We start from the raw sequence: 24938 nt of genomic DNA on the forward strand, positions 1-24938 counted from the left end.
AATACAAATGCTCCTGCGGTCATCAACGGACTCACTGATGTTTTAGCGATTACCGGAGGTGGAGGAAACACGACGATCGCCCTAAAGGCGGATGGTACGGTATGGACATGGGGCGATGGCAACAACGGCATGCTTGGCGACGGCGGCAATAGTGGTCGCTCAACGCCTGGCATAGTAGCTGGTTTTAGCTTGATCCCACAGCAATAATGGCATCTTGAAGATCGTAGGGAAGGAAACCTTCCTATTGTAAATGAATCGCGGCAGTCAGGCCTTAGATGAGACTAGGGCCGTAGTACCGTAACGGATCCCATGGCGCCTCATAGAGTTGAACCAAGTTGATGATTTTATTATCCAGCTGCAACGTTTAACAGAAGGGAAAAGTCACATAGTTAAGGGTTTGTTAAACTCTAACGGGATACTATAGTTAAATTCCAGAAGTGCTGCCACGAGCAGCGTTTCTGGAATTTTTTTCTAATTTTCTTTATCGCTTCTCTCCATTGTCTTGCTTCATCTGTTGTAGCACTTGGATCAACTGGTCGAGCGTTTTCGAGGCTATTTCATTTATATTTTCTTTTTTGTCAGCCGATCTTCATAATAGGGGTCAGTTTGTAGAACCCAGGGGAGGGAATTTGCCATGGTAAGAAAGCGCGCGTCGCTACGTTCATTCAGCTACATTTATGCTCCCTACATCTTGCAAAGAGACCCTATGGCGTCCAATTTCATCAGTTCATTAACTTTCTTGATTCTAAATAAAGGACCTGAATAAACTTTTTTGTATTTTGCCGGATTAAGCTGAGAGCAGAAGTTTCATCACTTTCTAGTGCTTTCATTTTTTTGCGGATATCACTCAGGTCAAAAAACTTTGTAGAGTACTGCTCGAACTTCGGATTCGAATAATCGATCAATCCAAGGGATGACAAGTGGGTTAGCGCTTGATTCACTGCTCGCCGCACCCGTTGTTCGGCCGCTTTGATCTCTTTTTTCAAGTTGATAGTCGAAGCGGAGGGGCCTAATTTTTTCAAGGCAATTTGATGGTATATTTCATGAAGCTGCGGAAAGCCCTGCTCCTGTGAGTGATCGGCCTCATAACGGTATAAATAATCGAGCATCTCCAATAAGTCTTTGCTGCCGGCTTCCCCAATCAGTCCGAGATCTGATAACATATAGTTTCCGCATGTAATGATATTTTTTTCAATTGTAGAAGGCTCCTTCTCCGTTAATTCGCCGCTGAAGCCGACAGCACGGAGAGATTTTTGAATATTTCGAAAGGATTGGTGGATGAGCAGCAATTCAGAAACCTTTCTAATAACGGAAATAACTTCCAAACGGTTTATGGGTTTGGTGATGTAATATTCAATTCCGCAGGCATACGCCTTGACTATCATTTCCTTCGACTCCACTTGAGAAATCATAATGATTTTCCCTTCAAAGCTCCCGGATAGTTTACGAACGGTCTCTATGCCGTCACGAACGGGCATTAGCAAATCGATAAGCATGATGTCTACTTGCTTGAGTTCGAGCAAAGTGATATCAACATGCGCCCCGTCAGGAGCTTCGCCTACCACACTTCCTAAATCCTCATCCTCGATAATTTGTTCCAGCATGGAACGGATAGCCGGATCGTCATCGATAATAAAAAAACGCATCGCGCTACTCTTCCTTTCCTATTTGGCCAATCGGCAATGTGATGGTGAAAACAGTACCTGCGCCTTCGGGGTTGTCTTGAACTTGGACGTTTCCGAGCAAACGCTCTGTTTCCTGATTCACATAAACCAAACCGATTCCCGTTGACGGATTGCCAGCTTTATCGAATTTGGTCGTATAGCCGGGTATGAAGATTTTCTCTCGATACTTAGGTGCAATACCTGGGCCATTATCGGCGACACTGAATACTATAACATCTTTTTCCCGTTTAACCCTTATTCGGATAATACCCTGTTCCTCAAACGATTCTACGGCATTGGCAACTAAGTTATTGAATAAAGACAAAGCTGTATACACATGACATAAAGGAAAGATCCCTTCGGTTTGCAGAGTGAATTCGATCTTTTTACCAAGAGACTGGGCATATTTCTGATTGGAGCGCAGAACGATATCGGCCAATTCTTCGACCGGCATATAATCGCTTTCGTGCGAAATTAGGCTGGATAGACCCGCATATATCCGTTGATTGTCCTTTTTGATCTCATGAACCTCACCGGCGATCCGGAGAGCTTTTTGTGCTAGATCTTTATGAAAAACATACGGTTCATCATTTAACGACTGATACAGCTCGTAGCTGTCACGGGCGATATTTTCTGCGTTGTGCAGCGTTTTCTTCAATTGAATGGTTTCCTCATAAAGCTCAGAAATAAGCATGAGCATCTTCTCGTTTTCTTTACGCTTCTGCTCTTCTGCCGCTTTCGACTGCCTCAATTTGACCAAATTGAAAAAACCAAGAACGAAAAAACTCCGAAAAAAAGCAATGAGAACAATCTGATTCCAGGTTGCGAAAGTGGTCGTTTGCTCTGTTATCGAATAACGCAGCAATAGCTCTACCAACGTCGCGGCGATTTCACACACCACACCAAGTGCTCCAACCAGAATTGGTTGGTTATGGCGACGGTTCATTCGAAGTAACGCGAAGGCAATCGCATAGGTCAAATAGTAAAAGAATACCGGATAATGATGCTGAAAAGCAACTCCCCAGTTCCAATGGGGTTCGAGTCTCAAGTCAAGACCCATGCGAAAGATCGTAACCGAGCTGCCGACAAGTAATCCGGAGATAAGCGGTGAGGGAGAACGGAGCCAGAGTAGGAATAGAAAAAAAGCAGGGGTGCCCAAACTCACACGAAAATCAGTTTGAAACGGGTAAAAATGAAATTCGCCCGCGATCGGAACCGAAATGACCATTAGTGTTAAAAGAAGCCATTTTTCTTTCAAAGCGGTTTTCCAGCCTCCTTTCTTAACAACTTAACAGGCTTTCGACATCATTTATACTATTCCTCCATGGTCATAGATACTCCTTCTTCTTCATTATTCCAAAAACGAGATGAATAATTCGACAAAGGATGGACCAAATAATTTTTGCTCAACATGTAGATTCATATAGATTGCTGTAGATTCCCCGTACAATAAACTCATTCAAGACATTATAAATTTATGTATAAAAGAAAGCGTTTTATATTCATAAAAAAGGGGAATGATTATGAAAAAATTTGGTTTGGCTTTTCAAATCTTGTTTGGACTACTATTAGGGGTTATTGTCGGGGCCATTTTTTATGGTAACCCAACCATCGAAAGCTATTTGAAACCCGCGGGAGACATTTTCATTCGTTTGATTAAAATGATTGTCGTTCCCATAGTCGTTTCCTCTCTTATTGTCGGAGTAGCGGGAGTAGGAGATATTAAAAAGCTTGGAAGACTCGGAGGGAAAACTCTTCTTTATTTTGAAATCGTGACGACGATTGCTATTATTTTCGGCTTGGTCATAGCTAATATCTTTCAGCCTGGAGCAGGAATCAATATGGCTGGACTAGCTAAGTCAGATATTACGAAATATGTCGAAGCGACGAAAAATGTGACCAGTCACAGCTTTGCCGACACATTTGTCAATATCGTTCCGAAGAACATTTTTGAGTCATTAGTAGCAGGTGACATGCTGGCCATCATTTTCTTCTCTGTATTGTTTGGTTTGGGCGTTGCCGCGATTGGCGATAAAGGAAAGCCGGTTTTATCTTTTTTCCAGGGCGTTGCCGAATCGATGTTCTGGGTGACGAACCAAATTATGAAATTTGCGCCGATCGGTGTATTCGGATTGATTGGTGTAACCGTATCCAAATTCGGTGTCGGCTCTTTGATTCCTTTGGGGAAGTTGGTGCTTGCCGTGTATATAGGCATGTTCCTGTTTGTAGTTATCGTGCTTGGTTTGATTGCCAAGTTTTGCGGTACCAGCCTTATGGCAATTGTTCGCATATTAAAAGATGAACTCATTCTGGCTTACTCTACAGCAAGCTCCGAAACGGCACTTCCAAAGATGATGGAAAAAATGGAGAATTTCGGCGTACCGAAGGCAATCACGTCATTTGTCATCCCTACGGGATATTCGTTTAATTTGGACGGGTCCACGTTATATCAAGCGATAGCCGCATTATTTATTGCACAAATGTATGGGATCCATATGTCGATTAGCTCTCAAATCATGTTAGTGCTTGTCTTGATGCTTACTTCAAAGGGAATTGCTGGCGTGCCAGGCGCTTCGTTTGTCGTCCTGCTTGCGACACTCGGATCTGTCGGGATTCCGCTTGAGGGTCTAGCTTTTATCGCAGGTATTGATCGTATTCTGGATATGGCTCGGACAGTAGTCAATGTCATCGGCAATTCTATGGCCGCGGTGGTTATGGCAAAATGGGAAGGCCAGTACGATAAGAACAAAGGAAAGAAATATTTAGAGTCCGTTAAGCAGGCTGCGTAAGAGAATAACGAGGGGGAAACAAACATGACAACAGCTGGGCAAAGAGTGGAAAAAGATTTTCTTGGCTCAAAGGAAGTACCATCCGACGCCTATTATGGCATTCAAACACTGCGTGCAGTAGAAAATTTCCCAATTACCGGCTACCGTATTCACGAAGAACTGATACGTGCGATGGCAACCGTTAAACATGCGGCTGCTGCAGCGAACATGGAAATTGGGCAGTTGAATCCGCAGATTGGGCAGGCAGTTGTGCAAGCGGCAGAGGAAATTATGGCCGGTAAATGGCATGATCAATTTATCGTTGATCCGATACAAGGCGGAGCAGGTACGTCCATCAATATGAATACCAATGAGGTCATCGCCAACCGGGCGATCGAGATTCTCGGGGGAATCAAAGGCGATTATTTTCAGGTAAGTCCCAATTCGCATGTGAATATGGCCCAATCAACCAACGATGCTTTTCCAACGGCGATTCATATTGCAACACTATCATTAATTGAGAAGCTGCTAGTGACGATGGAGGAGATGCTCACAGCATTTCGTAAAAAAGCCGTGCAATTCGACGGGGTTATCAAAATGGGGCGGACGCATCTTCAGGATGGCGTGCCGATCCGACTCGGGCAGGAATTTGAGGCCTACAGCAGAGTACTCGAGCGCGATATCAAGCGGATAAAACAAACTCGCGGCCATCTGTACGAGGTCAACATGGGTGCAACAGCTGTCGGAACCGGCCTGAATGCCGATCCCCGCTACATTAAGCGGGTTGTGGAATTGCTCGCTGAGCTCAGCGGGCTGCCGCTTACTAATGCTGATCACCTGGTGGACGCAACTCAAAATACAGATGCCTATACCGAAGTGTCAGCCGCATTGAAAGTTTGCATGATCAACATGTCTAAGATTGCCAACGACTTACGATTGCTCGCCTCCGGACCGCGTGCTGGGCTCGGGGAGCTGAATCTGCCTGCACGGCAGCCCGGTTCGTCTATTATGCCAGGCAAGGTCAATCCGGTCATGGCTGAGGTCGTCAATCAGGTAGCGTTCCAGGTCATCGGGAATGACCATACGATTTGTCTTGCCTCCGAAGCGGGGCAGCTCGAGCTTAATGTGATGGAGCCTGTGCTCGTGTTCAATTTGCTTCAATCGCTCAGTATGATGAATCAAGTCTTCAAAGTTTTCCGCGTACATTGTTTGGAAGAAATCGAAGCAAACGTAGAGCGCTGCAAAGAGTATGTGGAGAAAAGTGTTGGGGTCATTACCGCGCTCAACCCGCATCTAGGCTATGAAGTAGTAGCAAGGATTGCGCGTGAAGCGATTCTAACGGGGCGTCCAGTTCGGGAGCTATGCCTTTTATATAATGTTTTAACGGAAGAGGAACTCCAAATTATTCTCGACCCATATGAAATGACGAACCCAGGTATCGCAGGAGCGGAGCTATTGGGCAAACACTAAAGAGGAACATTGTTTTACGACGACCGGCACGGAGGGGCTGTCGTCCTTCTGGCCGGATTGTTGAACGCAAGTACCTCTCTTAGCGTAGATTAGGCGTGACTACTTATGACTCGGATTGCAAAGAGCAGCAATGTTTGGATAACACAACGAAGGGAATTGATGAGTATGGAAGCCAAGTTGCAGCATTTGAAAATAGGTAGGGTAAGTAATAATTTGCCCGTATCCCAGCTGGTCGAAATTGCATTAGAACGGAAGGAAGGGGTTCTTGCTTCCTCAGGAGCCTTACAAGTAAACACAGGGAAATATACCGGACGTTCCCCAAGAGATAAGTTCATTGTCCAAGAACCTCCCGTAATGGATCACATAGATTGGGGGGCTGTGAATCAGCCTATCTCAGAGCTTCAGTTCGAACGGCTCTACCAAAAAGCGCAAGACTATATGTCGGATAAGGATTTGTTTGTATTCGACGGCTATGCCGGGGCGGATTCGGAGTATCGGTTACCCATTCGCATAGTGAATGAATATGCGTGGCATAATTTATTTGTTCGGCAGCTTTTTGTTCGTCCGACACAGGAAGAATTGCAAACCCATAGTGCGGAGTTCACCGTGATCGCGCTGCCGGGCTTAAAAGCTGATCCGGAAGTGGACGGTACACGGTCTGAAACGTTTATCTGCCTTTCCTTTGAAAGGAAATTGGTTCTCATCGGAGGGACCGAGTATGCAGGAGAGATGAAAAAATCGATTTTTAGCGTTCTGAATTATTTGCTCCCATTCCGGGACGTTTTTCCGATGCATTGTTCAGCTAATGTGGGCGAGAAAGACGATGTTGCTTTATTCTTCGGATTATCCGGAACAGGAAAAACGACCCTTTCCGCTGATACAAACCGTCGCTTGATTGGGGACGATGAACATGGTTGGACCGATCAAGGGGTCTATAACTTTGAAGGCGGATGTTATGCCAAGTGTGCCAATCTATCCGAAGAAAAGGAACCTCAAATTTGGCAGGCTATTCGTTATGGTTCGGTTTTAGAAAATGTCGTTCTGGATCCAGAGACAGGCAGAGCGGATTATAACGATACTCGGACGACAGAAAATACGCGAGCCGCTTATCCAATCGATGTAATTCCTGGTGCAGTCATCCCAGGGAAGGCGGGTCATCCGAACGTCATCATTTTCTTAACAGCTGATGCTTTCGGCGTGCTGCCTCCTATTTCGAAGCTGACGAAGGAACAGGCGATGTATCACTTTTTGTCAGGGTATACTTCGAAGTTGGCAGGTACCGAAAGAGGAGTAACGGAACCGGAGGCGACATTTTCCACTTGCTTTGGGGCGCCTTTCCTTCCGCTCCATCCAACTGTGTACGCAAGGCTGTTGGGAGATAAAATTGAGAAGCACCAAGTAAAAGTGTATTTGGTTAATACTGGGTGGTCCGGCGGTCCCTACGGTGTGGGAAAGAGGATGAACTTAACTTTCACCCGTGCGATGGTAACCGCTGCTTTGAATGGAAGCATCGAGCAAGCGACATTTACGGCCGATCCGATCTTTGGTGTGCTTTGTCCCGATTTCGTAGAGGGTGTTCCAAGCAATATTCTTGTTCCCCGTCATACATGGCAGGATCAAGATGCGTATAAGAAGGCCGCTTTGGATTTGGCTGAACGGTTTACTCGCAATTTTGAGAAATTTTCCAATATAGAAAAAGAAATTATTACTGCTGGTCCAAAATTCCTATTCCGATAGAGGAACTGATTAGAGATGATGATGGTATTTGCAGTGTTTCATTTAAACCTATTCAATAACTAAACTACCTTCATTAACTAAGGGAAAACAATAGTTGAACAATTGAAGGGCTGCCGCGTGGCAGCCCTTCATTCCGCTAAACGGGCAGTTATGGGCAAGTAATGTTACTGGCAAAAAAGCAGCTGTTGGTTATAATTAGAGAACGGTGTTTTATTGCTTTCACCCCACGTGAAAAACAAAACTCGTAGTAGCTGTCGTCATACCTTAAGGTGGCTTTGGTTCCTACAAAGGAGTGATATAACATATGAAAACAATAGGCCTTATCGGTGGAATGAGTTGGGAATCATCCTTGCTTTATTACCAAATTATCAATCAACGAGTTAGAGAAAAGTTGGGCGAGCACCATTCAGCCAAGTGCCTTATGTATTCAGTTGATTTCCAAGAAATCAAGACATATCAGCATCAAGGAGATTGGGATAAAGCCACTAAAGTCATGATGGATGCAGCACATAAATTGGAATCCGGAGGGTCAGATTTTATAGTCATATGTACGAATACAATGCACAAAATGGCAAAGGAAATAGAAGAATCGGTATCAATTCCGTTACTTCATATCGCAGATCCAACCGCAAAGGAGATTTTCAAGGATAGAATTAAGAAAGTCGCTTTATTGGGAACCGAATTTACGATGCAGCAAGATTTCTATAAAGGAAGGCTCAATGAACAGTTTGGACTTAATGTTATGGTTCCAAATGAAACCGATCAAAAGGTAATACATGACATCATCTATCAAGAACTTTGCCTGGGAATAATCAACAAAGAATCTAAAAAATCCTATCTAAAGATCATTAATCGTCTTCATCAAGAGGGGGCAGAAGCCATTATTTTTGGTTGTACTGAAATAACACTGCTCATAAAACAAGATGATTGCAATATCCCGGTTTATGATACCACAAGACTGCACGCTGAAAGTGCTGTGGATTTTGCGTTAACCGAAAACTAAAAATCAACAGAAATCTGCATTCTGATCCGAAGGGGATCTGGCGGGAGACTCAAAGAAGATTCAGTGGGATAATAAGGTTGATTTCTCATTACCTTTAATGACTAATCGCATAGTGCAATTGTACGACGCCGCTTCCGAGTGATTTGAAGTTCAACAATTCTACTTCCTTGTATTGGTACTTCTCCGCGTCAATCAGTAGATTGAGACCCTTTCCTTCTAGTACCGGCGCGACATTGAATATGAGTTCGTCAACAAGCCCTTGACCCAGAAAAGCATTATGAAGGTCCGCGCCCCCCGAGATGAGGGCTGTTTGATAGCCTTTATCCAGCAGGTAGCTCAAGGCTTCGCGCGGCGAGCCGACAACTGTCACACCGGGGATATCTTTCACGCTCGCCGATACGACGACGATATCCATGCCGGCAAAAGTACCACCGCCGCTGCCCGCCTGCATCCCTTCAAACGTGCGTCTTCCGACAATCATATTACCAGCTGCCTGAGCATGTGCTGCAAAATCACCGAGCGCTTCCTTTTTTGGGGGGTTATTCGGACTCGATTGTGCGTAGTTGCCATTACCTGTTAGTGTTGCCCATAGAATTGTTTTCATTGGATAGCCTCCTAATAGTGGATGGAAATTGGATTAATAATTTTATGAATTGCGATTGTTCAGCCAAGCTTTCTTGATTGCAGCGATGTCCGTTCGAGGACTCTGCGGATGGATGCGGTTACCCGGTCCGGCCGATCTTCCTGCACGTAGTGGGAGGCATGTCTAACGACTCGGTTTCGTTTAATTTCAAATAACCCTGCCATTTAGCCATCTCTCCGGGTGGAAAGCCCGCGCTATCCTTCATTCCCCATAGAATTTGTGCTGGCAAATGGGATAGAATCGGCAGTTTCGCCTCGATCTCCGCGAGCCACGGACGCGCCTTCCGGATCTGTCTTGGGAATATCCATGTCGGCTTCCGAGATTTTGGGGTTGGGAATGGATCGGTATAGGCCTTTCTCAAGATATCCGTGATTTTCTCGGTATGATAGATCCCATGGGGGACAATCTTCTTAGCAAAGAAGTTTCGTCTTGTCTGTAGCCAATATCCGAAGGGCCATCCGCCCATGGCAAGCGAGAATAGCTTTATCGCTGGGAGCGTGGCCGGCCATGCCCAGGTATTCATCACGACAATTCCGCGCAGGTTCTCATGGTGTCTTACAGCGTAGTTGAATCCGATCGGGCCTCCCCAATCTTGGACTACTAGTACGAAGTCTTTGAGATCCAGTCTCCGGATAAATTCGGTGACAGCATCTGAATGCTCCTTAGGTGAATAGCCATAATCGGAAGGAGCCTGTGACATTCCGAGTCCCGGGTAATCCAATGCAATCAGACGGCATTCACCGCTCAAATCCTTGATGACGTTCCGGTAAAGATAAGACCAGGTGGGGTTTCCGTGTAGGAGAAGAATGACAGGCCCCTGCCCCTCGTCAACGTAATGAATCATACCATCGCCATAAGGCATCCAGTGGTCCTTGAACGGATACTCCGATGCATCTACATCAAACGGTCTTTGCATTTGTGCCTCCAATCTGCCTATTGCTTCAAGCAAGCGTTTAAGTCGCATGAAATAGTTATCTGAATATACAGACTATTTCAGTGGTTCAATGCCCTGTTAATTTGATTGGCCCCCCGGCTGCGCGCACCACTCAGGGATTGATATCGATATGAAGTGGAATTTTGTGTTCCGGCTCTTCAATTAGACTACAACACTGTGATATATTTGAAAAGTAGTTACAATATAGTGCAATAGTTTCATAAAATGAACTATGGAGGAAACGTCAATGTTGGATCGCTCTTGTATCGAAGCCATTGATCCTTTGCTGGAAGTCTTAGACGGTAAGTGGACCCTTCCTCTTCTGTTAGAGTTGTTTGTCGGAACCAAGCGATTTGGAGAGCTGCGGCGAAGGCTATACCCTATTAGCCCGAAGACGTTAACAGATCGACTGCGGGTGCTTGAGGAGAAGGGGATTATTACGCGCACACAGTACCCCGGTGTGCCGCTGCATGTCGAATATGAGCTAACTGAGCGCGGGTGGAATCTGCAGCCTATTTTTGCGGCTATGTGGGCATGGGTTCAGGAAAATGGCTTAAGTGCCGAACGTGGGGCGGAAGATATGGCATAGACGTGAATATATATGGAAACATGGGAGCGCAGACTAATGATTGACACGAAAGCCAACCGGTCACGAGTTGAATAGGAGTTAGCCTCATGGCTAGCAGGATGGGTCATTGTTTCGATGAGAGAGCAGCCAGGCTAGTTGAAGACCTATGCTACTTCCCCGAACAACCTGAGCATTACGCGGCGGCGAATTGTGGATTTACCACACCGCGGCTCGTCTCCATATTGCAAATCCACAAAAACAAAAAGGAGCTTTGCCACTGAAGATGGTGGCAGGCTCCTTTTTGCATTACATACCAGGTGTCTCATCTGCTAACTATAAGCTGGTGTAATTTCTCATGAAGCTCTTCGCCAAGCTTTCGGCATGAGGGTCTCTGGTATGTCCCTCATAATCTTCCAGAACATCGATGAGATACTCTCCTTCAGGCTTGTATGCTCTAAAAATGAACTGTTCTTTATTTTCAATTCGCACATCGTGACCGCAATCTTTGAGGCATTGCTCAAAATCTTGCAAGGTGGGCTTTTGATTTTCCTCTAAATAAATAAGTCCCTTGGATAACCTTGTTCCTTGCTTACTAATAACCTTAAAATGGACAATGATTTCTTTTTTCATCTCGAACTCCCTCATATGAATCAATTTATAGCTATTATATATTTACAAATGTGGCTTAGTCTATGAAATTTGTTACAAGGTCAGAGGGTTTAAAGCGTAGTAGGGCGCATTATCTCTATACTGCAAATCCACAAAAACGAAAAGGAGCTTTGCACACTGATGTACAGTGTCAGACTCCTTTTTGAGTACATAAAGCAGAACCGGCTTCAATAATAGTGTTGGAGAGCAGGGCAAAAAAAGCATTAGATGAATGCAGAGCAGAGATCAAATAGCTGCAGAATTATGCCGAGAAGGCAGTGCAGGCCAGCAATGATGAGGAGGCCAGAAAGTTCCTGGAGAATGAGTCTGTGATAAAGGGAATATTGCATCAGAAAGGACAATGGTAAAAAATGGTCGATTTGAATCAGAGTATATAGAAGATAACAAAAACGTTGATAGACGTTACTGGAATTTGGTTGAGGGACAGAAAACGATAGTTCAAGAAGCAATCAGAAGAACGAAGCTGCCGGCATGAATCGGCAGATTTACTGCGTTAACGGGCAGATTAGTTCAATGGTTCATCATTTCGTGATTGATAAACTATACTGGTATCATACGTGTCTGGCATTGGGAGGATACATGGGGCTGGGACTATCCGATGATGGCGATGACAGCTGCAAGACTTGGGGAAGGAAATCTTGCCGTCGACCTTCTCCTGACTGATCGGACGAAGAATACCTATTTGCCGAACGGCCATAATTTCCAGACCAGCAGGCTGCCGATCTATTTGCCCGGCAACGGCGGCCTATTGACTGCCGTTGCCATGATGGCCGGTGGCTGGCTGGAGGTCCCGAGACGGCTGCTCCCGGGTTTCCACAGGATAGGACATGGACGGTCCGCTGCGAGGGAATCAATAAAATGCTTTAAGTTAGAGAGCCTGTACGATACCAAAAATATGGATCGTTCAGGCTTTTTACTTTGTAAGCTCGAACCGCCAATTTGATTTTTTCAGAACCGACGGACACTTAAGATAATTTGTACTCGAATATACAAGTAATACGTTTTGTAAGGAGGACTCAAGGTGAACTTTACAAGCACAAATCAATCCCAACCCTTTACTATCTCAGAAATTTTGAAAGTTCCCGGTTTAGATGTCTATGAGCAAATGGTTTGTTTTGTTTTAAACAACTTAATAAATGATGGAAACTCCCTGCCGACAGTAGCTGAAGTAGCCAGTAAAGGCAGAATGAGTTCTAAAGAGGCTACCCAAGCGATGCAGAATCTCGTTGAGAAGAAAATCATACCGCTTAGAGTGTTCCGAGAGATGGTAGGAAATTACGGTGATAGCAGATTGTCGTGGGCTGCGAAAGGGTTATTGCTCTATTTAAAACAACACGAAGGTAATACATTGAGCGATTTATTGGAAGTCTCTAAGGATGATACAGATAATATTCTAATAGAACTTAAGGAACTACATAGGTTGGGTTACTTGGAAGACCATTCTATTATTGACGAATTAGGTTAGAAAGTATTACATCCAAGAATCAGTTCAAAGGTCGCAAACGGAGTCGTCAAAGTACGGCTCTTTTTGTTGCGGGTGATTAAATAGGGGGACTTTGACTATCGACAATTAATTGGGCTGATAGTGATTTACATAAGTTATAGTCCCTACTTTGGCTATAATAAACCTACCCTGATTGCTGGAGGTCAGCTGCCATAAGGAAGAGAAGTCAAGTTGATCGAACCTGTCTGAAAGGGATGCCGATTGAGTACTTTTGGGTTTCCGGAAGCTGTTCAGCTTAGCAATGAATTCTTCGGCCGTTTTGATTCCAATACCATGTCCATAATAGAGATCTTTCTCCAGCTTAACGACATTTTCCCCCCTCCACCAGGGAGTTGCAGGATCAAAGTCGGGATTATTAAAATAGAGCAGATCCCCGGCAACAGCATCCTCTGGATGAGTCCTTTCTTTCAGATGTAAGTTGCTGCTATAATGCCAATCGTATAACAAAAGATCTGAAAACAAGACGTCGAATTGCTTGGGACCGATGGATTCCAATATGGCTTTATATAGTACTAGTACCACAGCCGTTGCGCATTCAAATGCGTACAAGCGTCCATTGTTGAAAATATCCTTAATCCCATCATGAGGGGCAACCCCCTTCTTCAGTTCAAATCCCCCTTTGTCATTACGATCCCAAAATGCCTCATTGCACTTGGAATGTTTAAAGTCGGCAAACCGAACACCGCTTTTACTAAGGAGTCTTGCGGATTCTACAATTTGGGTTCGCACTCGCAGTTCAAATAAGAGAACCTCTACGGAATCATACCGATATTCGAAAGTGCTGCTTTTCTTTTTCTGGTAAATGCTTCGTTCCAGCTCGGACAGCGTACTATCGTCAAAGACGAATTCGGGTTTGCCCGCAATAATGATCATAGGATTTTCCTCATCTCAAATAAATTAAGTCTGTTTACTATTTTATGGAGGTTACCTTAAATACGTGCTAAATGAAGCGTGAAGGACTAAGTGGGGGCAATATCTAAATATTTTCTTTTATTTCAAAAATAAAAATGTTACAATGCAAATAGTGAAATGTAATAAAAATTACTTAAAAGAAAAATATTAACTGGAGCCGAATAATGGATAATCCAATAATACAACTTAAAAATAAAATATCAGAATTAACTAATACCCAACGTAAGGTTGCAGATTACATAATAAAGAACCCTGTAGATGTGGCTTTTTTAACGGTTGACCAGTTAGCAGGGTTAGTTAGAACAAGCACCACTACTATAATGAGGTTAACATTCAGTTTGGGTTATTCCGGGTATACAGAATTTCAAAAAGGTCTTCAGGAAATTTTACGGAATAGAGCGGATCCGAATACCAGATTAGCCGCAAATTTAAGGGATACTAACAGAAGTGATCTATGGATTCGATGTGCCGAAAATCATATTAATAACATTCAGGCAGCTGTGGACATGGTTTCTGCGGAATCTCTACAGAAAACGTTGGAAATGATTGTTTCAGCAAATCGAATTTATTGCACTGGTGTAAGAAGCGGGCTCCCTGTAGCACAATGTTTGACTTATGGTCTTAACCGTCTGCTCGGCAACTGTGATTTAGTGCATGCAGATCATTTTGAATGGACAGAGAGAGTCTCCAGCTTCAATTCATCCGATTTGATTATTGCGACGAGTTTCCCTAGGTATGCCAGAAAAGTGTTTGACTTTGTTAAAGCTGCCAGAGAAAATAACGCACAAATTATATCTATTACCGATAGTTATTCTTCTCCTTTAGCGAAATATTCGGATGTCATTTTGCCATGTAACGTCAGTAGTGTGGCATTTCATAATTCAATTACTGCACCCATGTTTGTGGCTGATTATATCATCAGTGCTGTAGCAATTAACTACTCTGAGAAAACAAAGCACCGTCTTGATAAGCTTGACTCCATTCTCAAGGAATCGAATTATCATTTATCTTAATTAGTTCGGAAAAAGGTGTTAGGAAAGTGAGTCGAATTGCAATTAATTCGAATCTTTTCTTGATACCTTTTTTGTCGTTAAGATCGACTGAGGGCTTGTTAATAACAGACTTATTCTAGTTTTTAAAAAAGGGTTTACATAAAAAAAGATCAATGTTACTATAAATTTTGAAAGTAATAAATATTACATAAAACTATAATTGTTGTTATATTTACTACTTATATTATAAAAGAGGTGTCATAATAATATGAAAAAATTCCATTCGGGAGATCAACCGCAATTATTGTCGGAAGATATCATCAGTAGAGCAAGACGTCTGAGCGCCTCTCTTTTTTGTGATGTAATGGGTCGCACCGGTGCAATGGACCATTCTATAAAGCCTGTTGCATCCGGGATGAAGGTTTTCGGAACGGCTATGACAGTAGATTTGAGACCGGGGGATAACCTTTTTCTACACAAAGCGATTAATATCGGTCAAAAGGGTTATGTTTTGGTTGCAGATGGCAAGGGGCATACTGCAAACGCTTACCTTGGCGAGTTAATGGCAGAAGCTGCCCAAACATTAGGACTTGAAGGTATCGTCGTTGATGGAGCTGCACGTGATAAGGAAACTCTATGTGAATTAAACTTACCGATTTTTTGCAAAGGCTTTAATCCTAATGGTCCCCACAAAGATGGTCCAGGTAGGCTGAATACATCAATAGCTTGCGGAGGCGTTTCTGTACAGCCTGGAGATTTGGTGGTGGGTGATGATGATGGTGTCGTTATCGTCCCAAGAAATATTGTAGAAGAAGTACTTGCTCTGGCCGAAAAAAAAGGTGAAGAAGAGGAAAAACGCAAGCAGGCCATTAGAAGGGGAGAAATCGAGCCCATCTGGCTAAAAGCAGCAATGGAGCCTTACGGATTGTAGGAAAAATGTCAGGTGTTTTGCGTGACCATTTTTAATCAAGCATGTAGAAAGGACAGATAGAGATGCAACTAGGATTTATCGGATTTGGAGAGGCAGCATTTGAATTGTCGATAGGGCTGAAACAGCAAGGTTTTGGGGAAATAGTTGCTTATGATCCAATGTGGAACCACCCTGCCTACGGATCCTTAGTTCAAGAAAGAGCCGAAAAAGCTCAGGTAAGCTTGTTGAAAGAACCGGAGGCTGTGTTGAGTCGGGTAAACATTTTGATTGTTGCCGTACCTGCGGACAAAGCTTATGACGTTAGCCATACACTAAAACCACATTTGGAAGAAAGCTGTATCTATGTGGATGTATCTGCTTCCAACCCGGAAGTTAAGCGAAGTATTCATGACAACCTTAAGGGAAAAGGGGTAACATTTGTTGACGCGGCCATGATGGGACCTTTGCCAGTTTACAAACATAAGGTTCCTATACTTGCAAGCGGGGATGGTACTGACGCATTTATTGATCTTCTGTCTCCATATGGAATGGACATTAGTAAAGTAAGCGATACTCCTGGAGATGCTTCTGCGGTTAAATTAATTCGAAGTATATACATGAAAGGAATTGCTGCTCTATTAGTTGAAATGCTGGAAGCTGCTAACCATTTTAATGTTGATGAACTCGTAATTAGTTCCTTAAGCGAAACGATGAACGGCAAAAGCTTTGAGGAAACGATGAACAGATTGGTAACTGGAACTTCCATCCATGCCGTAAGAAGAGCTGTTGAGCTGGAGGGCTCGATTGATATGCTGGAATCCTCAAGTATCGATTCAACCATGTCACAAGCGGCAAAAGAAAAACTACAACGATTGTCCAAGTTCAATCTAAAAGAAAAGTTTCAAGGGAAAACGCCGAGCCACTGGTCGGATGTCATTAACGCATTACAACATTAATTGGAAATATTCCAAGAAAAGGGGATTACAATGAAAAAACTATTTGCATTTTCCGCGGTTTGCGTATTAGCTGTGGGTACATTGATCGGATGTACCTCGAAATCTCCGATTGCACCCAAAAGTAATGAACCAGTAGGTTCTCAGGCTAGCGCTACAAAGGCAGATTATCCTAAAAAACCAATCACACTGATTGTTTCCTTTGCCGCAGGCGGTGGAACTGATTTGGGAGCACGTCTCTTGACTCCAATTTTAGAGAAAGAACTGGGAGTCCCCGTTGTTGTTGAGAATAAACCGGGTGGTGGAGGATGGATTGGTTACTCAGAATTGCTAAGTGCCAAACCGGACGGCTACACACTTGCTTATGTGAATACGCCGGGTCTAATTACCGGTTATGTAAATCCGACTGCCAAGAGAAAAGAGAATCTGGACAGCTTTGATTTTATAGTCAACCATGTACTAGATGCAGGAGTAATTGCAGTTAAAGCCGATGATAAACGCTTCTCGAATGTGAAAGAATTGGTTGAATATGCAAAGAAAAATGAGCTTTCCGCAAGCAGCAACGGCGTAGGTTCCGGTAACCATTTTGCCTCACTGCAAATGAACAAACAATTGGGAACCAAACTAAGAGCCGTGCAATTTGGTGGAACATCGGAAGCGCTGACAAGTGTGCTTGGAGGCCATGTCGATATATTAATGGCTAAGGTTGGAGAAGTAGTAGAACCTATGAAAGAAGGACAGCTAAAGGTTCTGGCTGTGATGATGCCGAATCGTGTTCCTCAACTGCCTGATGTGCCTACATTAAATGAGGCTGTCGGTGTGAACATTGAAAATTATTCGATTCGGGGTATAGCAGGACCGAAAGGCATGGATCCGCAAATTGTCGCAAAACTTCAAGAGGCATTTGAAAAGGCCATGAAGAACCCTGATCACGTTAAGAAAATGAGTGATATGGGACTTAATATTGATACAACCAAAGGTGCTGACTTTAAGAAAATGCTGCAGAAGGAAGAAACAGGAGTAAATGAACTGAAGAGTTTGTTGGGTTGGTAAACTTCGGAGCGTAATTATAACTCATCAAAGGAAGTGCATCATTTGAAAAATTTAGGCGTTTGCATGGCTGTTTTCTTTCTACTTTTTAGCGGAATAATGTTTTATGAATCTTTATCGATGGATTATTACAGCGAGTACGGCCCGGGTCCCGGGCTACTGCCGTTGTGGGTGAGCGGACTCATTTTCGTTTTGTCCCTCATTTATCTTGTGATTGCAATCAAAAAAGACATTATTCTTTTTTCTCAGATTCTACCTAAAGGCGAGGGACTCATTAATGTTTTGGTATGTGTAGGATCGTTAATTCTTTTCATGATAATAGTGCCTTTTGCAGGATTTTTAATTGGTAGTACGATAACCTTATTTCTCCTGTTTATGCGAGGTTATAAATGGTATTGGAGTTTAGGACTCTCCGCATCGATAGCTTCCATCGTATTTTGGGTTTTCGGTATTATTTTACAGGTACCGTTACCTGTAAATGACTTAGGCTGGTAAGGAGGAGAATATAATGGAATCATTAGGTTACTTAATGCAGGGGTTCGAGACAGCGCTTACTTGGCAAAACTTGCTGTATTGTCTTGTGGGGGTCTCATTCGGCATGTTCATTGGCGTCCTTCCAGGATTGGGTCCTACAGCTGGAACGGCACTACTTTTACCATTGACATTTGCTCTTGAGCCCGTTTCCGCGATTATCATGTTGTCTGGAATTTATTATGGATCCATGTATGGCGGGACGATCACATCGGTATTGATCAACACCCCAGGGGAGGCCGCCTCGTTAATTACCTGTCTTGATGGTCACCCCTTAGCCAAGCAGGGTCGAGCGGGGGCAGCTCTCGGTATCGCGGGCATCGGTTCTTTCATCGGCGGGATTGTTTCCATCGTAGGTTTAGTATTAATCGGACCATTTCTAGCGAAGCAGGCTCTTAAATTTGGGCCTCCTGAGTTTTTTGCTTTGGTGATTTTGGGACTCTCCTTGCTTATTGGATTAATGGGGAAATCTTTACTGAAGGGCGTCATTGGAGCCCTTTTCGGATTATCTTTAGCGTTTATTGGCCTGGATCAAAGCTCTGGCATCATTCGATTTGCTTTCGGACAAACGGAATTGATGAAGGGTATTGATTTTATATCGATTGCAATGGGAATGTTTGGGCTTTCTGAACTATTTCTGAATGCCGAGGAAAGCTTAAAAGGGAAAGCCGCAGCGCCTCCTAAGGTGAAAGGACTTTTTCCTAGAAAGGAGGAGTGGGGCCCTTCCATGAAGGCTATTGGCAGGGGAAGCATTTTGGGCTTCATTATCGGATTAATTCCGGGAACCAACTCAGTCATTCCTACGATTCTTAGCTATTCCATGGAGAAGAAGTTATCCAAAAATCCGTCACGGTTTGGAAAAGGTGCCTTAGAAGGGGTTGCCGGTCCTGAGACAGCCAACAATTCCTATTGTGGTGGCGCATTAATTCCATTGTTTACGTTGGGGATTCCAAGTTCTCCTACCGTTGCGGTGTTATTAGGGGCTTTTATCATGCATGGCTTGACTCCGGGACCTACGTTATTTCAGAAAAACCCAGACTTAGTGTGGGGGATTATCGCCAGCATGTTTATCGGCAACGCAATTCTGTTAATTATGAACCTGCCTATGGCCAATTTGTGGGCAAAAATTACGATGGTTCCCTTTAAGCTTCTCTTCCCGATTATTATCATCATCACGATTGTGGGAACTTACAGTCTGAATAATAGCATGTTTGATGTAGGAGCAATGCTGGTGTTTGGAGTCATAGGCTATTTATTTAAAAAAGCGGAGATTCCATTAGCTCCAATTATTTTGACTTATGTATTGGGTGTTCTTTTAGAGAAAACTTTACTACAGTCTTTAACTATTTTTAAAGGCGATTTTTTCGGGTTCTTCACGAGACCGATTTCCGGCACAATATTATCAATCGCCATCATTTCCATGCTCTTTAGCATTGTGGCTTCGATAAAAAATAAACGTGTCATTACCGAAGATGTTGAGATGTAAATAATTCGTTAAAGCGCATAATGGGGAATAGGAGAATGGAACAATGGCAGAGAACAGCCATAGAGTTGTAAAAACAGTTCTTGAACTATATGTGCATAATATTTTTCAAGAAGCCGGATTAGATAAGGAACAATCGGCAACGATTGCTAGGCACCTTGTGCTTGCGAACCTGCGTGGAGTGGATTCCCATGGGGTGAGCAGGGTCGATATTTATACCAGCAGATTAGATAGCGGCATTGACGGAAAGAAGACAGAAGTGAAGGTAGAAAAAGAATCTCCCTCAAGTATGTTAATTGACGGTGGAAACGGGTTAGGTATTGTATTGGCATCGAAAGGTATCGAGATAGCGGTTCAGAAGGCCCAAGAAACAGGGCTAGCCGTTGTAGGAATCAAAAACTCCGGTCATTGCGGTATGCTGGCAGACTACACACAATATGCGGCCCAGAATAATTGTATTACCATCGCTACCACGAACGCACCTTCTAATATGGCTCCTTGGGGTGGCAAGAAGGGATTCTTTGGTACTAACCCGTTCTCTTACGGCGTACCTGCGGGAGAAGAGCAGGATATTATTTTTGATATGGCGACCAGTGTTGTTGCAAGAGGGAAAATTACGTTGGCACACAAAAATAATCAACAAATCCCACTTGGTTGGGCCATATCCAAAGAGGGAAAGCCTACAACGGATCCGGGTGAGGCATTGGATGGCGGGTTAGTGCTTCCTGTAGGGGGACCCAAGGGATACGGTCTTGCATTTTTGGTTGATATTTTATCAGGGCTTCTTACTGGAGCGGCATTTGGTCCTTATATCGGCAGTTTATATAAAGATTTGGATCGAAATCAAAATGTAGGCCAATTCTTTTTGGCTATGCGCGCCGACTTGTTCGAACCGTTGGTTGAATTTACAACACGCATCGATCAAATGATTAGGGAAATACGTCAAATTCCTTTGGCCGACGGTTTTGATAGAATTTATTTGCCCGGAGAAATTGAATATGAAAAGATGGCGGAGAGGGAACAAAACGGAATTCCTCTAAGTGTTAGGGTATTGGAAGAGCTTAAGGCTGTGGGGAATCGTTATGGTATAGTGAGTCCATTTTAAAGTGAAGGTATTCGAAAGAATGATCGCTTTTATTAACAAGAATCTTGGTTTAAGAAAGCTCTAGGAGCTTCAGATGGTCAGCCGGATTGGATGGAAATTAAAAAGGAGATAGCCGATTGCTACATGCGATCGGTTATTTTTATGTGTTCAGCAGGGGCGTTATCTTAGCAACTTAATATAATCTTAAACTGGAGTTTACAATCGGTTGACAATCAGGCAGCCAATTTATATTAGGATATTAGTTGAACATACATTAATTTATCTGGGGGGATTTTGTTTTGAACAAACTTACTAAAGGATTACTTGCTACCAGCTTGCTTCTATCTATAATGCCTATTCAATTATCCAGTGCTGCGGAAGAAGTTAAGAATACAGACTCAGCAAAACCAGCGACAACTGCAACACCAGCAGCACCAGCAACAGCATCCAAAAACCTGATTGTATTAATCGGAGACGGCATGGGTCCTGCACAGGTTACGGCGGCTCGCTACTATTCCAAAGCTGCACTTGGTAAAGATAAGTTAAATTTGGATGGCTATTATGTCGGCCAAGCCACTACATATGCAGACCCAGGCGAAGATGGCGGAGTATTCGTTTCCGGTGCGGTAACGGATTCGGCTTCTGCAGGAACTGCTTTTGCAACAGGTAACAAAACATACAATGCAGGTATCAGTATTTCGAATGAAGATGTGTCCAAGCCGTTTGCATCAATTATTGAAGCAGCTGAAGTGAAAGGCAAAGCAACAGGTCTTGTAACTACAGCTAGAATTACGCATGCTACTCCGGCTGTATATGCTTCCCATGTACGCTCCCGTGATAACGAAAATGCCATCGCATCTCAATATTTGGACAGTGGCGTTGACGTACTTTTTGGTGGCGGTAAAGATTTCTTTGTAGGTAAAGAAGAGAAGGGTAAACGTGCAGATAAAGGAATTATTGGCGATTTTGAAGCAAAAGGCTATAAAGTCGTTGAAAATACAGACAGCTTAAAATCTTTGACTGCTAAGAATGAAAAAGCTCTTGGATTGTTCGGTAGATCCCATGTAGCTTATACGCCTGACCGTGACAATACGATCCCAAGTCTGGGTGCCATGACGGAGAAGGCTATTGAAATTCTATCTGCTCAAAAAAATGGTTTTGTAATGATGATCGAGGGCGGACGTATTGACCATGCTTCCCATGCAAATGACTTCCCTACTGCAGTACAAGAAGCTTTGGATTTTGATGCAGCCGTGAAGGTTGCTATGGATTTTGCTAAGAAGGATGGCAACACATCCGTTGTTATAACAGCTGACCATGAAACAGGCGGGTTATCCTTGTCCCGTGATAACATCTACGAGCTGAACATTGATTTGTGGGGTAAGCAAAAGAAATCCTCCGAGTTTATCAACGCGGCTCTAGCTAAAGCCAAAACCGTTGAAGAAGTTCGCGCTATCGTTTCTGAAAATACTTGGATCACTGATTTAAGCGATGAAGAAGCTGAGTTTATTATTAAAGGTGATGGTTCCTCTTATAAGCAAGAGGGAGCATACAATGCAGTAGTGTCCAAACGATTGTTAGTTGGTTGGGCTGGTCATGGTCACTCCGCGGTTGATGTTGGCGTATGGGCTTACGGTCCGATTGCTGATATGGTAAAAGGCAACATCGATAACACACAAATCGCATTCGCAGGGGCTAAAGTTGTTGGTCTTGATCTGGCAGGCGCATCCGCTGAAATGCAAGCCAAATACTTGTATCCTAAGTTTAAAATTACTCGCGAAGGCGCTGTTCTTTATCCGGTAAAAGCTTTGGCTGCCAAATTGGGAGCAACAGTAGCTTGGGACGAAGCTTCCCGCAGTGTAAAAGTTACTAAGGACGCACAAACCTTGATCGTTAACGTAGAGAACAACAGTGTGACGCTTAACGGCAAAGAATCCTCACTTGCAGCTAACTTGGATAATGGAACGCTTTACTTGTCGCTCGATGCATTCAACCAACTGACAGGCACGAGCATGAAATGGGATGCTTTATCCGAACGTTTGATTTTAAAATAAGTCGATAGCGGCTAATTAAACCCGAAACAGGAGAACTAATAGAGTTCTCCTGTTTTACTCTTGAGGTGAGCTGAATGATCATAATGGACCGTGTTATCAAAACCTTTTTGTTGAATGGCAAGAGCTTGCCGATACTTGATGTGCCGCATTGGGAAATAGAGCAGGGGCAAAGAGTTGCCATTATTGGACCAAGCGGAAGTGGCAAAAGCACGCTGCTGCATTTGTTAAGCGGCATTCTTAAACCGGATAGTGGCAGCATAAGCGTTGATCATAAGCTTTTGCATGAATTGTCTGAAGCGGCTCGCGATCAATACAGAGCTGAGAAAATTGGGTACATCTTTCAGGACTTTCATCTGATCCCTTCTTTAAGCGCTGAGCAAAATATTGAGCTTGTACTTCCAACGCATATCCCTAAAGCAGACCGAAAAAGAAGGGTTCATGAATGGTTAGAGAAAGTAGCCATGCTGGATAGAAAGGATCATCGACCGGCCCAATTATCCCGAGGCCAACAGCAGCGTATAGCTATCGTAAGGGCGTTGATCAACAAGCCGTCTCTCATTCTAGCCGATGAGCCTACGGGAAGCCTCGATTTTGAAACAGCTAGCCAGATTATGTCTCTACTAATAGATTTATGTGATGCAGAAGGAAGCACTTTGGTCGCTGTCACTCATGATTTGCATTTATCTGAGCTTTTTCAAAAGACTATTCACATTAATGAAATCAATTCGCTTGTAAAGCGTGATATATCGAAGAACATAACCAATGAAATAAAGGCAGGCTAGCCATGTTGAATCTTATATGGAGAAACATTTTATATCGCAAGACGTTGTCTCTTTTGACCATCATTTCGGTGTCGCTGACGGTTGCGCTCGTAGTTGTTCTTATGCTTGCCAAAGCGGGAATTGAAGAGGGTGCCACGAAGGGATATGGTCCTTTTGAATTGATTGTCGGAGCGGCCGGGAGTGAATCTCAGCTGGTCTTAAACTCGCTGTATCATGTGGGCACACCAACAGGAAATATCCCTCATCCTGTTCTAGAAAAGCTGCAGAGTAATAAAGAGGTGGACAAAGCTTTTGCTATGACTACCGGAGATAATTATAACGGCTACCCCATTGTCGGCATCGAGCCCGCCTATTTTCCAGTAAGATACGGTGAACGAAGTCTGGCCAAAGGAAGGCTGTACAATCAGCTCGGAGAGGTTGTTATAGGCTCGCATGTTGCGAAGATGGCAGGCTTGAAAATAGGAGATACCTTCAAAGGCGGACACGGACTCGTTGAACATCATGAAGCTGAAGAAATGGAGCATACGGATCATGAGGCAGAGGAAGAAGAAGCGCACAGTCAATTTATATATACGGTAGTGGGTATCCTCCCCACTCTGAATAGTGCGGATGATCGGGCGCTGTTTACAACCCTCGACTATGCTTGGAATGTTCATCACAATGAGAAAGCAGAGCAGAAGGAAATAACAGCCATTTTAGTCAAGCCGAAGTCTTTGGGTGGTACTCAAGCTATTAAGCTGGAATATGACAAGCTGAATAATACCCAAGCGGTTTATACAAGTAAAGTAGTTGCGGATGTTGTAAATATGGTTGACAGAGGGACTGAATTAATTACAGTCGTGACCGTGTTATGTATTTTGCTCGCGACCATTTCTATTGCGCTGTCCTTGGTTGCGGCTATTCATGAGAAACAGAAGGATGTTGGCTTATTAAGATTGATCGGCAAATCGGCAGCTTTTATATGGATTACGTTAATTGGCGAAGGACTGCTTATCACAAGCATCGGTCTGGTATTAGGTGTTCTTATTGGACACTTGGGATGCTACCTGGGCAGTAATATGATGTTTGAGTTCTCCGGTATTCATATTAATGCGTTTGCTATCGAAACCACCGAGCTTTATTTAGTAGTAGGAACAATTGTGCTAGGCATTCTAGCATCCGTAGGTCCGGCTTATCGTGTGTACAAGGTCGAAACTCTTCAATTATTTAGAAGCTAACCAGGAGGCG

23 protein-coding genes and 3 pseudogenes are annotated in these 24938 nt (G+C 43.6%); 20 read left to right on the forward strand and 6 right to left on the reverse strand.

From position 1 onward, the window contains the following. Positions 1–207 (forward strand): annotated as a pseudogene (locus tag GC093_RS05015) (hypothetical protein); the annotation flags it as partial. A 515-nt stretch (positions 208–722) separates the two neighbouring features. On the opposite strand, the gene GC093_RS05020 reads toward GC093_RS05015, so the two are convergent. Both GC093_RS05020 and GC093_RS05025 read right to left on the reverse strand, forming a co-directional pair. Beyond that, positions 723–1646, reverse strand: coding sequence for a response regulator (locus tag GC093_RS05020; RefSeq protein WP_171650777.1), 924 nt, complete (start codon positions 1644–1646; stop codon positions 723–725). Between the two features lie 4 nt (positions 1647–1650). Continuing rightward, complete coding sequence (locus tag GC093_RS05025; protein WP_246313531.1) at positions 1651–2922, reverse strand: sensor histidine kinase; 1272 nt, start codon at positions 2920–2922, stop codon at positions 1651–1653. A 265-nt stretch (positions 2923–3187) separates the two neighbouring features. Between GC093_RS05025 and GC093_RS05030 the strand changes: the two genes are divergently transcribed. The 4 genes from GC093_RS05030 (at position 3188) to GC093_RS05045 (ending at position 8642) form a co-directional block, all read left to right on the forward strand. Continuing rightward, entirely contained in the window at positions 3188–4453 is a 1266-nt protein-coding gene (locus tag GC093_RS05030; protein ID WP_281365157.1) for a cation:dicarboxylate symporter family transporter, read from the forward strand. Positions 4454–4477: 24 nt separating this feature from the next. Then, positions 4478–5902 (forward strand): aspartate ammonia-lyase, encoded by a 1425-nt coding sequence (aspA, locus tag GC093_RS05035; protein ID WP_171650779.1) that lies wholly within the window; start codon positions 4478–4480, stop codon positions 5900–5902. Between the two features lie 165 nt (positions 5903–6067). Then, complete coding sequence (pckA, locus tag GC093_RS05040) at positions 6068–7639, forward strand: phosphoenolpyruvate carboxykinase (ATP) (protein WP_246313545.1); 1572 nt, start codon at positions 6068–6070, stop codon at positions 7637–7639. A 304-nt stretch (positions 7640–7943) separates the two neighbouring features. Beyond that, a complete protein-coding gene (locus tag GC093_RS05045; protein ID WP_171650780.1) occupies positions 7944–8642 on the forward strand; it encodes an aspartate/glutamate racemase family protein in 699 nt (232 codons plus the stop codon). 94 nt (positions 8643–8736) lie between these two features. Here the strand turns inward: GC093_RS05045 and GC093_RS05050 are convergent, their stop codons facing one another. Together GC093_RS05050 and GC093_RS05055 are read right to left on the reverse strand one after the other, a co-directional pair. Next, entirely contained in the window at positions 8737–9246 is a 510-nt protein-coding gene (locus GC093_RS05050) for a dihydrofolate reductase family protein (RefSeq protein ID WP_171650781.1), read from the reverse strand. Positions 9247–9364: 118 nt separating this feature from the next. Beyond that, a complete protein-coding gene (locus GC093_RS05055; RefSeq protein WP_246313552.1) occupies positions 9365–10249 on the reverse strand; it encodes an alpha/beta fold hydrolase in 885 nt (294 codons plus the stop codon). A gap of 217 nt (positions 10250–10466) precedes the next feature. Between GC093_RS05055 and GC093_RS05060 the strand changes: the two genes are divergently transcribed. Both GC093_RS05060 and GC093_RS05065 read left to right on the forward strand, forming a co-directional pair. Further along, positions 10467–10808, forward strand: coding sequence for a winged helix-turn-helix transcriptional regulator (locus tag GC093_RS05060; RefSeq protein WP_171650782.1), 342 nt, complete (start codon positions 10467–10469; stop codon positions 10806–10808). Positions 10809–10894: 86 nt separating this feature from the next. Continuing rightward, positions 10895–11068, forward strand: coding sequence for a hypothetical protein (locus GC093_RS05065; protein ID WP_171650783.1), 174 nt, complete (start codon positions 10895–10897; stop codon positions 11066–11068). A gap of 52 nt (positions 11069–11120) precedes the next feature. On the opposite strand, the gene GC093_RS05070 is transcribed toward GC093_RS05065, so the two are convergent. Continuing rightward, positions 11121–11417 (reverse strand): hypothetical protein, encoded by a 297-nt coding sequence (locus GC093_RS05070; protein ID WP_171650784.1) that lies wholly within the window; start codon positions 11415–11417, stop codon positions 11121–11123. A 191-nt stretch (positions 11418–11608) separates the two neighbouring features. Here GC093_RS05070 and GC093_RS36820 point away from each other — a divergent pair. The 3 genes and pseudogenes from GC093_RS36820 to GC093_RS05080 all read left to right on the forward strand — a co-directional run. After that, positions 11609–11761, forward strand: a pseudogene (locus GC093_RS36820) (PspA/IM30 family protein); the annotation flags it as partial. 257 nt (positions 11762–12018) lie between these two features. Then, positions 12019–12323: pseudogene (locus GC093_RS05075) on the forward strand (glycoside hydrolase family 65); the annotation flags it as partial. Between the two features lie 154 nt (positions 12324–12477). Further along, on the forward strand, positions 12478–12921 hold the full coding sequence (locus GC093_RS05080) for a hypothetical protein (protein ID WP_171650785.1): 444 nt from the start codon (positions 12478–12480) through the stop codon (positions 12919–12921). Positions 12922–13026: 105 nt separating this feature from the next. On the opposite strand, the gene GC093_RS05085 is transcribed toward GC093_RS05080, so the two are convergent. Next, complete coding sequence (locus tag GC093_RS05085) at positions 13027–13833, reverse strand: protein-glutamine gamma-glutamyltransferase (RefSeq protein WP_171650786.1); 807 nt, start codon at positions 13831–13833, stop codon at positions 13027–13029. 203 nt (positions 13834–14036) lie between these two features. Between GC093_RS05085 and GC093_RS05090 the strand changes: the two genes are divergently transcribed. From GC093_RS05090 to GC093_RS05135, 10 genes are all read left to right on the forward strand, one after another. Beyond that, positions 14037–14885, forward strand: coding sequence for a MurR/RpiR family transcriptional regulator (locus tag GC093_RS05090; RefSeq protein ID WP_171650787.1), 849 nt, complete (start codon positions 14037–14039; stop codon positions 14883–14885). A 247-nt stretch (positions 14886–15132) separates the two neighbouring features. Next, entirely contained in the window at positions 15133–15795 is a 663-nt protein-coding gene (locus GC093_RS05095) for an RraA family protein (protein ID WP_171650788.1), read from the forward strand. Positions 15796–15857: 62 nt separating this feature from the next. After that, entirely contained in the window at positions 15858–16730 is an 873-nt protein-coding gene (locus GC093_RS05100) for a prephenate dehydrogenase/arogenate dehydrogenase family protein (RefSeq protein WP_171650789.1), read from the forward strand. 30 nt (positions 16731–16760) lie between these two features. Next, entirely contained in the window at positions 16761–17780 is a 1020-nt protein-coding gene (locus GC093_RS05105; RefSeq protein WP_171650790.1) for a tripartite tricarboxylate transporter substrate binding protein, read from the forward strand. A 42-nt stretch (positions 17781–17822) separates the two neighbouring features. Beyond that, a complete protein-coding gene (locus GC093_RS05110) occupies positions 17823–18272 on the forward strand; it encodes a tripartite tricarboxylate transporter TctB family protein (protein WP_171650791.1) in 450 nt (149 codons plus the stop codon). A 13-nt stretch (positions 18273–18285) separates the two neighbouring features. Further along, complete coding sequence (locus GC093_RS05115; protein ID WP_171650792.1) at positions 18286–19794, forward strand: tripartite tricarboxylate transporter permease; 1509 nt, start codon at positions 18286–18288, stop codon at positions 19792–19794. A gap of 43 nt (positions 19795–19837) precedes the next feature. Then, entirely contained in the window at positions 19838–20896 is a 1059-nt protein-coding gene (locus GC093_RS05120; protein WP_171650793.1) for an Ldh family oxidoreductase, read from the forward strand. Positions 20897–21225: 329 nt separating this feature from the next. Further along, positions 21226–22929, forward strand: coding sequence for an alkaline phosphatase (locus tag GC093_RS05125; protein WP_171650848.1), 1704 nt, complete (start codon positions 21226–21228; stop codon positions 22927–22929). A gap of 74 nt (positions 22930–23003) precedes the next feature. Then, a complete protein-coding gene (locus tag GC093_RS05130; RefSeq protein WP_171650794.1) occupies positions 23004–23711 on the forward strand; it encodes an ABC transporter ATP-binding protein in 708 nt (235 codons plus the stop codon). Positions 23712–23713: 2 nt separating this feature from the next. Further along, a complete protein-coding gene (locus GC093_RS05135; RefSeq protein WP_171650795.1) occupies positions 23714–24928 on the forward strand; it encodes an ABC transporter permease in 1215 nt (404 codons plus the stop codon). The last annotated feature ends 10 nt before the right edge of the window (positions 24929–24938 follow it).

Origin of the sequence: Paenibacillus foliorum, from assembly GCF_013141765.1 — a bacterium.
Taxonomy (GTDB): Bacteria; Bacillota; Bacilli; order Paenibacillales; family NBRC-103111; genus Paenibacillus_S; species Paenibacillus_S foliorum.

Excerpts from the sequence above, each read along its gene's own strand:
- GC093_RS05020 (WP_171650777.1), bottom strand. The coding sequence starts at position 1,646 with ATGCGTTTTTTTATTATCGATGACGATCCGGCTATCCGTTCCATGCTG.
- GC093_RS05030 (WP_281365157.1), top strand. The coding sequence starts at position 3,188 with ATGAAAAAATTTGGTTTGGCTTTTCAAATCTTGTTTGGACTACTATTA.
- aspA (WP_171650779.1), top strand. The coding sequence starts at position 4,478 with ATGACAACAGCTGGGCAAAGAGTGGAAAAAGATTTTCTTGGCTCAAAG.
- pckA (WP_246313545.1), top strand. The coding sequence starts at position 6,068 with ATGGAAGCCAAGTTGCAGCATTTGAAAATAGGTAGGGTAAGTAATAAT.
- GC093_RS05045 (WP_171650780.1), top strand. The coding sequence starts at position 7,944 with ATGAAAACAATAGGCCTTATCGGTGGAATGAGTTGGGAATCATCCTTG.
- GC093_RS05050 (WP_171650781.1), bottom strand. The coding sequence starts at position 9,246 with ATGAAAACAATTCTATGGGCAACACTAACAGGTAATGGCAACTACGCA.
- GC093_RS05055 (WP_246313552.1), bottom strand. The coding sequence starts at position 10,249 with ATGCGACTTAAACGCTTGCTTGAAGCAATAGGCAGATTGGAGGCACAA.
- GC093_RS05060 (WP_171650782.1), top strand. The coding sequence starts at position 10,467 with ATGTTGGATCGCTCTTGTATCGAAGCCATTGATCCTTTGCTGGAAGTC.
- GC093_RS05065 (WP_171650783.1), top strand. The coding sequence starts at position 10,895 with ATGGCTAGCAGGATGGGTCATTGTTTCGATGAGAGAGCAGCCAGGCTA.
- GC093_RS05070 (WP_171650784.1), bottom strand. The coding sequence starts at position 11,417 with ATGAAAAAAGAAATCATTGTCCATTTTAAGGTTATTAGTAAGCAAGGA.
- GC093_RS05085 (WP_171650786.1), bottom strand. The coding sequence starts at position 13,833 with ATGATCATTATTGCGGGCAAACCCGAATTCGTCTTTGACGATAGTACG.
- GC093_RS05090 (WP_171650787.1), top strand. The coding sequence starts at position 14,037 with ATGGATAATCCAATAATACAACTTAAAAATAAAATATCAGAATTAACT.
- GC093_RS05095 (WP_171650788.1), top strand. The coding sequence starts at position 15,133 with ATGAAAAAATTCCATTCGGGAGATCAACCGCAATTATTGTCGGAAGAT.
- GC093_RS05100 (WP_171650789.1), top strand. The coding sequence starts at position 15,858 with ATGCAACTAGGATTTATCGGATTTGGAGAGGCAGCATTTGAATTGTCG.
- GC093_RS05105 (WP_171650790.1), top strand. The coding sequence starts at position 16,761 with ATGAAAAAACTATTTGCATTTTCCGCGGTTTGCGTATTAGCTGTGGGT.
- GC093_RS05115 (WP_171650792.1), top strand. The coding sequence starts at position 18,286 with ATGGAATCATTAGGTTACTTAATGCAGGGGTTCGAGACAGCGCTTACT.
- GC093_RS05120 (WP_171650793.1), top strand. The coding sequence starts at position 19,838 with ATGGCAGAGAACAGCCATAGAGTTGTAAAAACAGTTCTTGAACTATAT.
- GC093_RS05125 (WP_171650848.1), top strand. The coding sequence starts at position 21,226 with ATGCCTATTCAATTATCCAGTGCTGCGGAAGAAGTTAAGAATACAGAC.
- GC093_RS05130 (WP_171650794.1), top strand. The coding sequence starts at position 23,004 with ATGATCATAATGGACCGTGTTATCAAAACCTTTTTGTTGAATGGCAAG.
- GC093_RS05135 (WP_171650795.1), top strand. The coding sequence starts at position 23,714 with ATGTTGAATCTTATATGGAGAAACATTTTATATCGCAAGACGTTGTCT.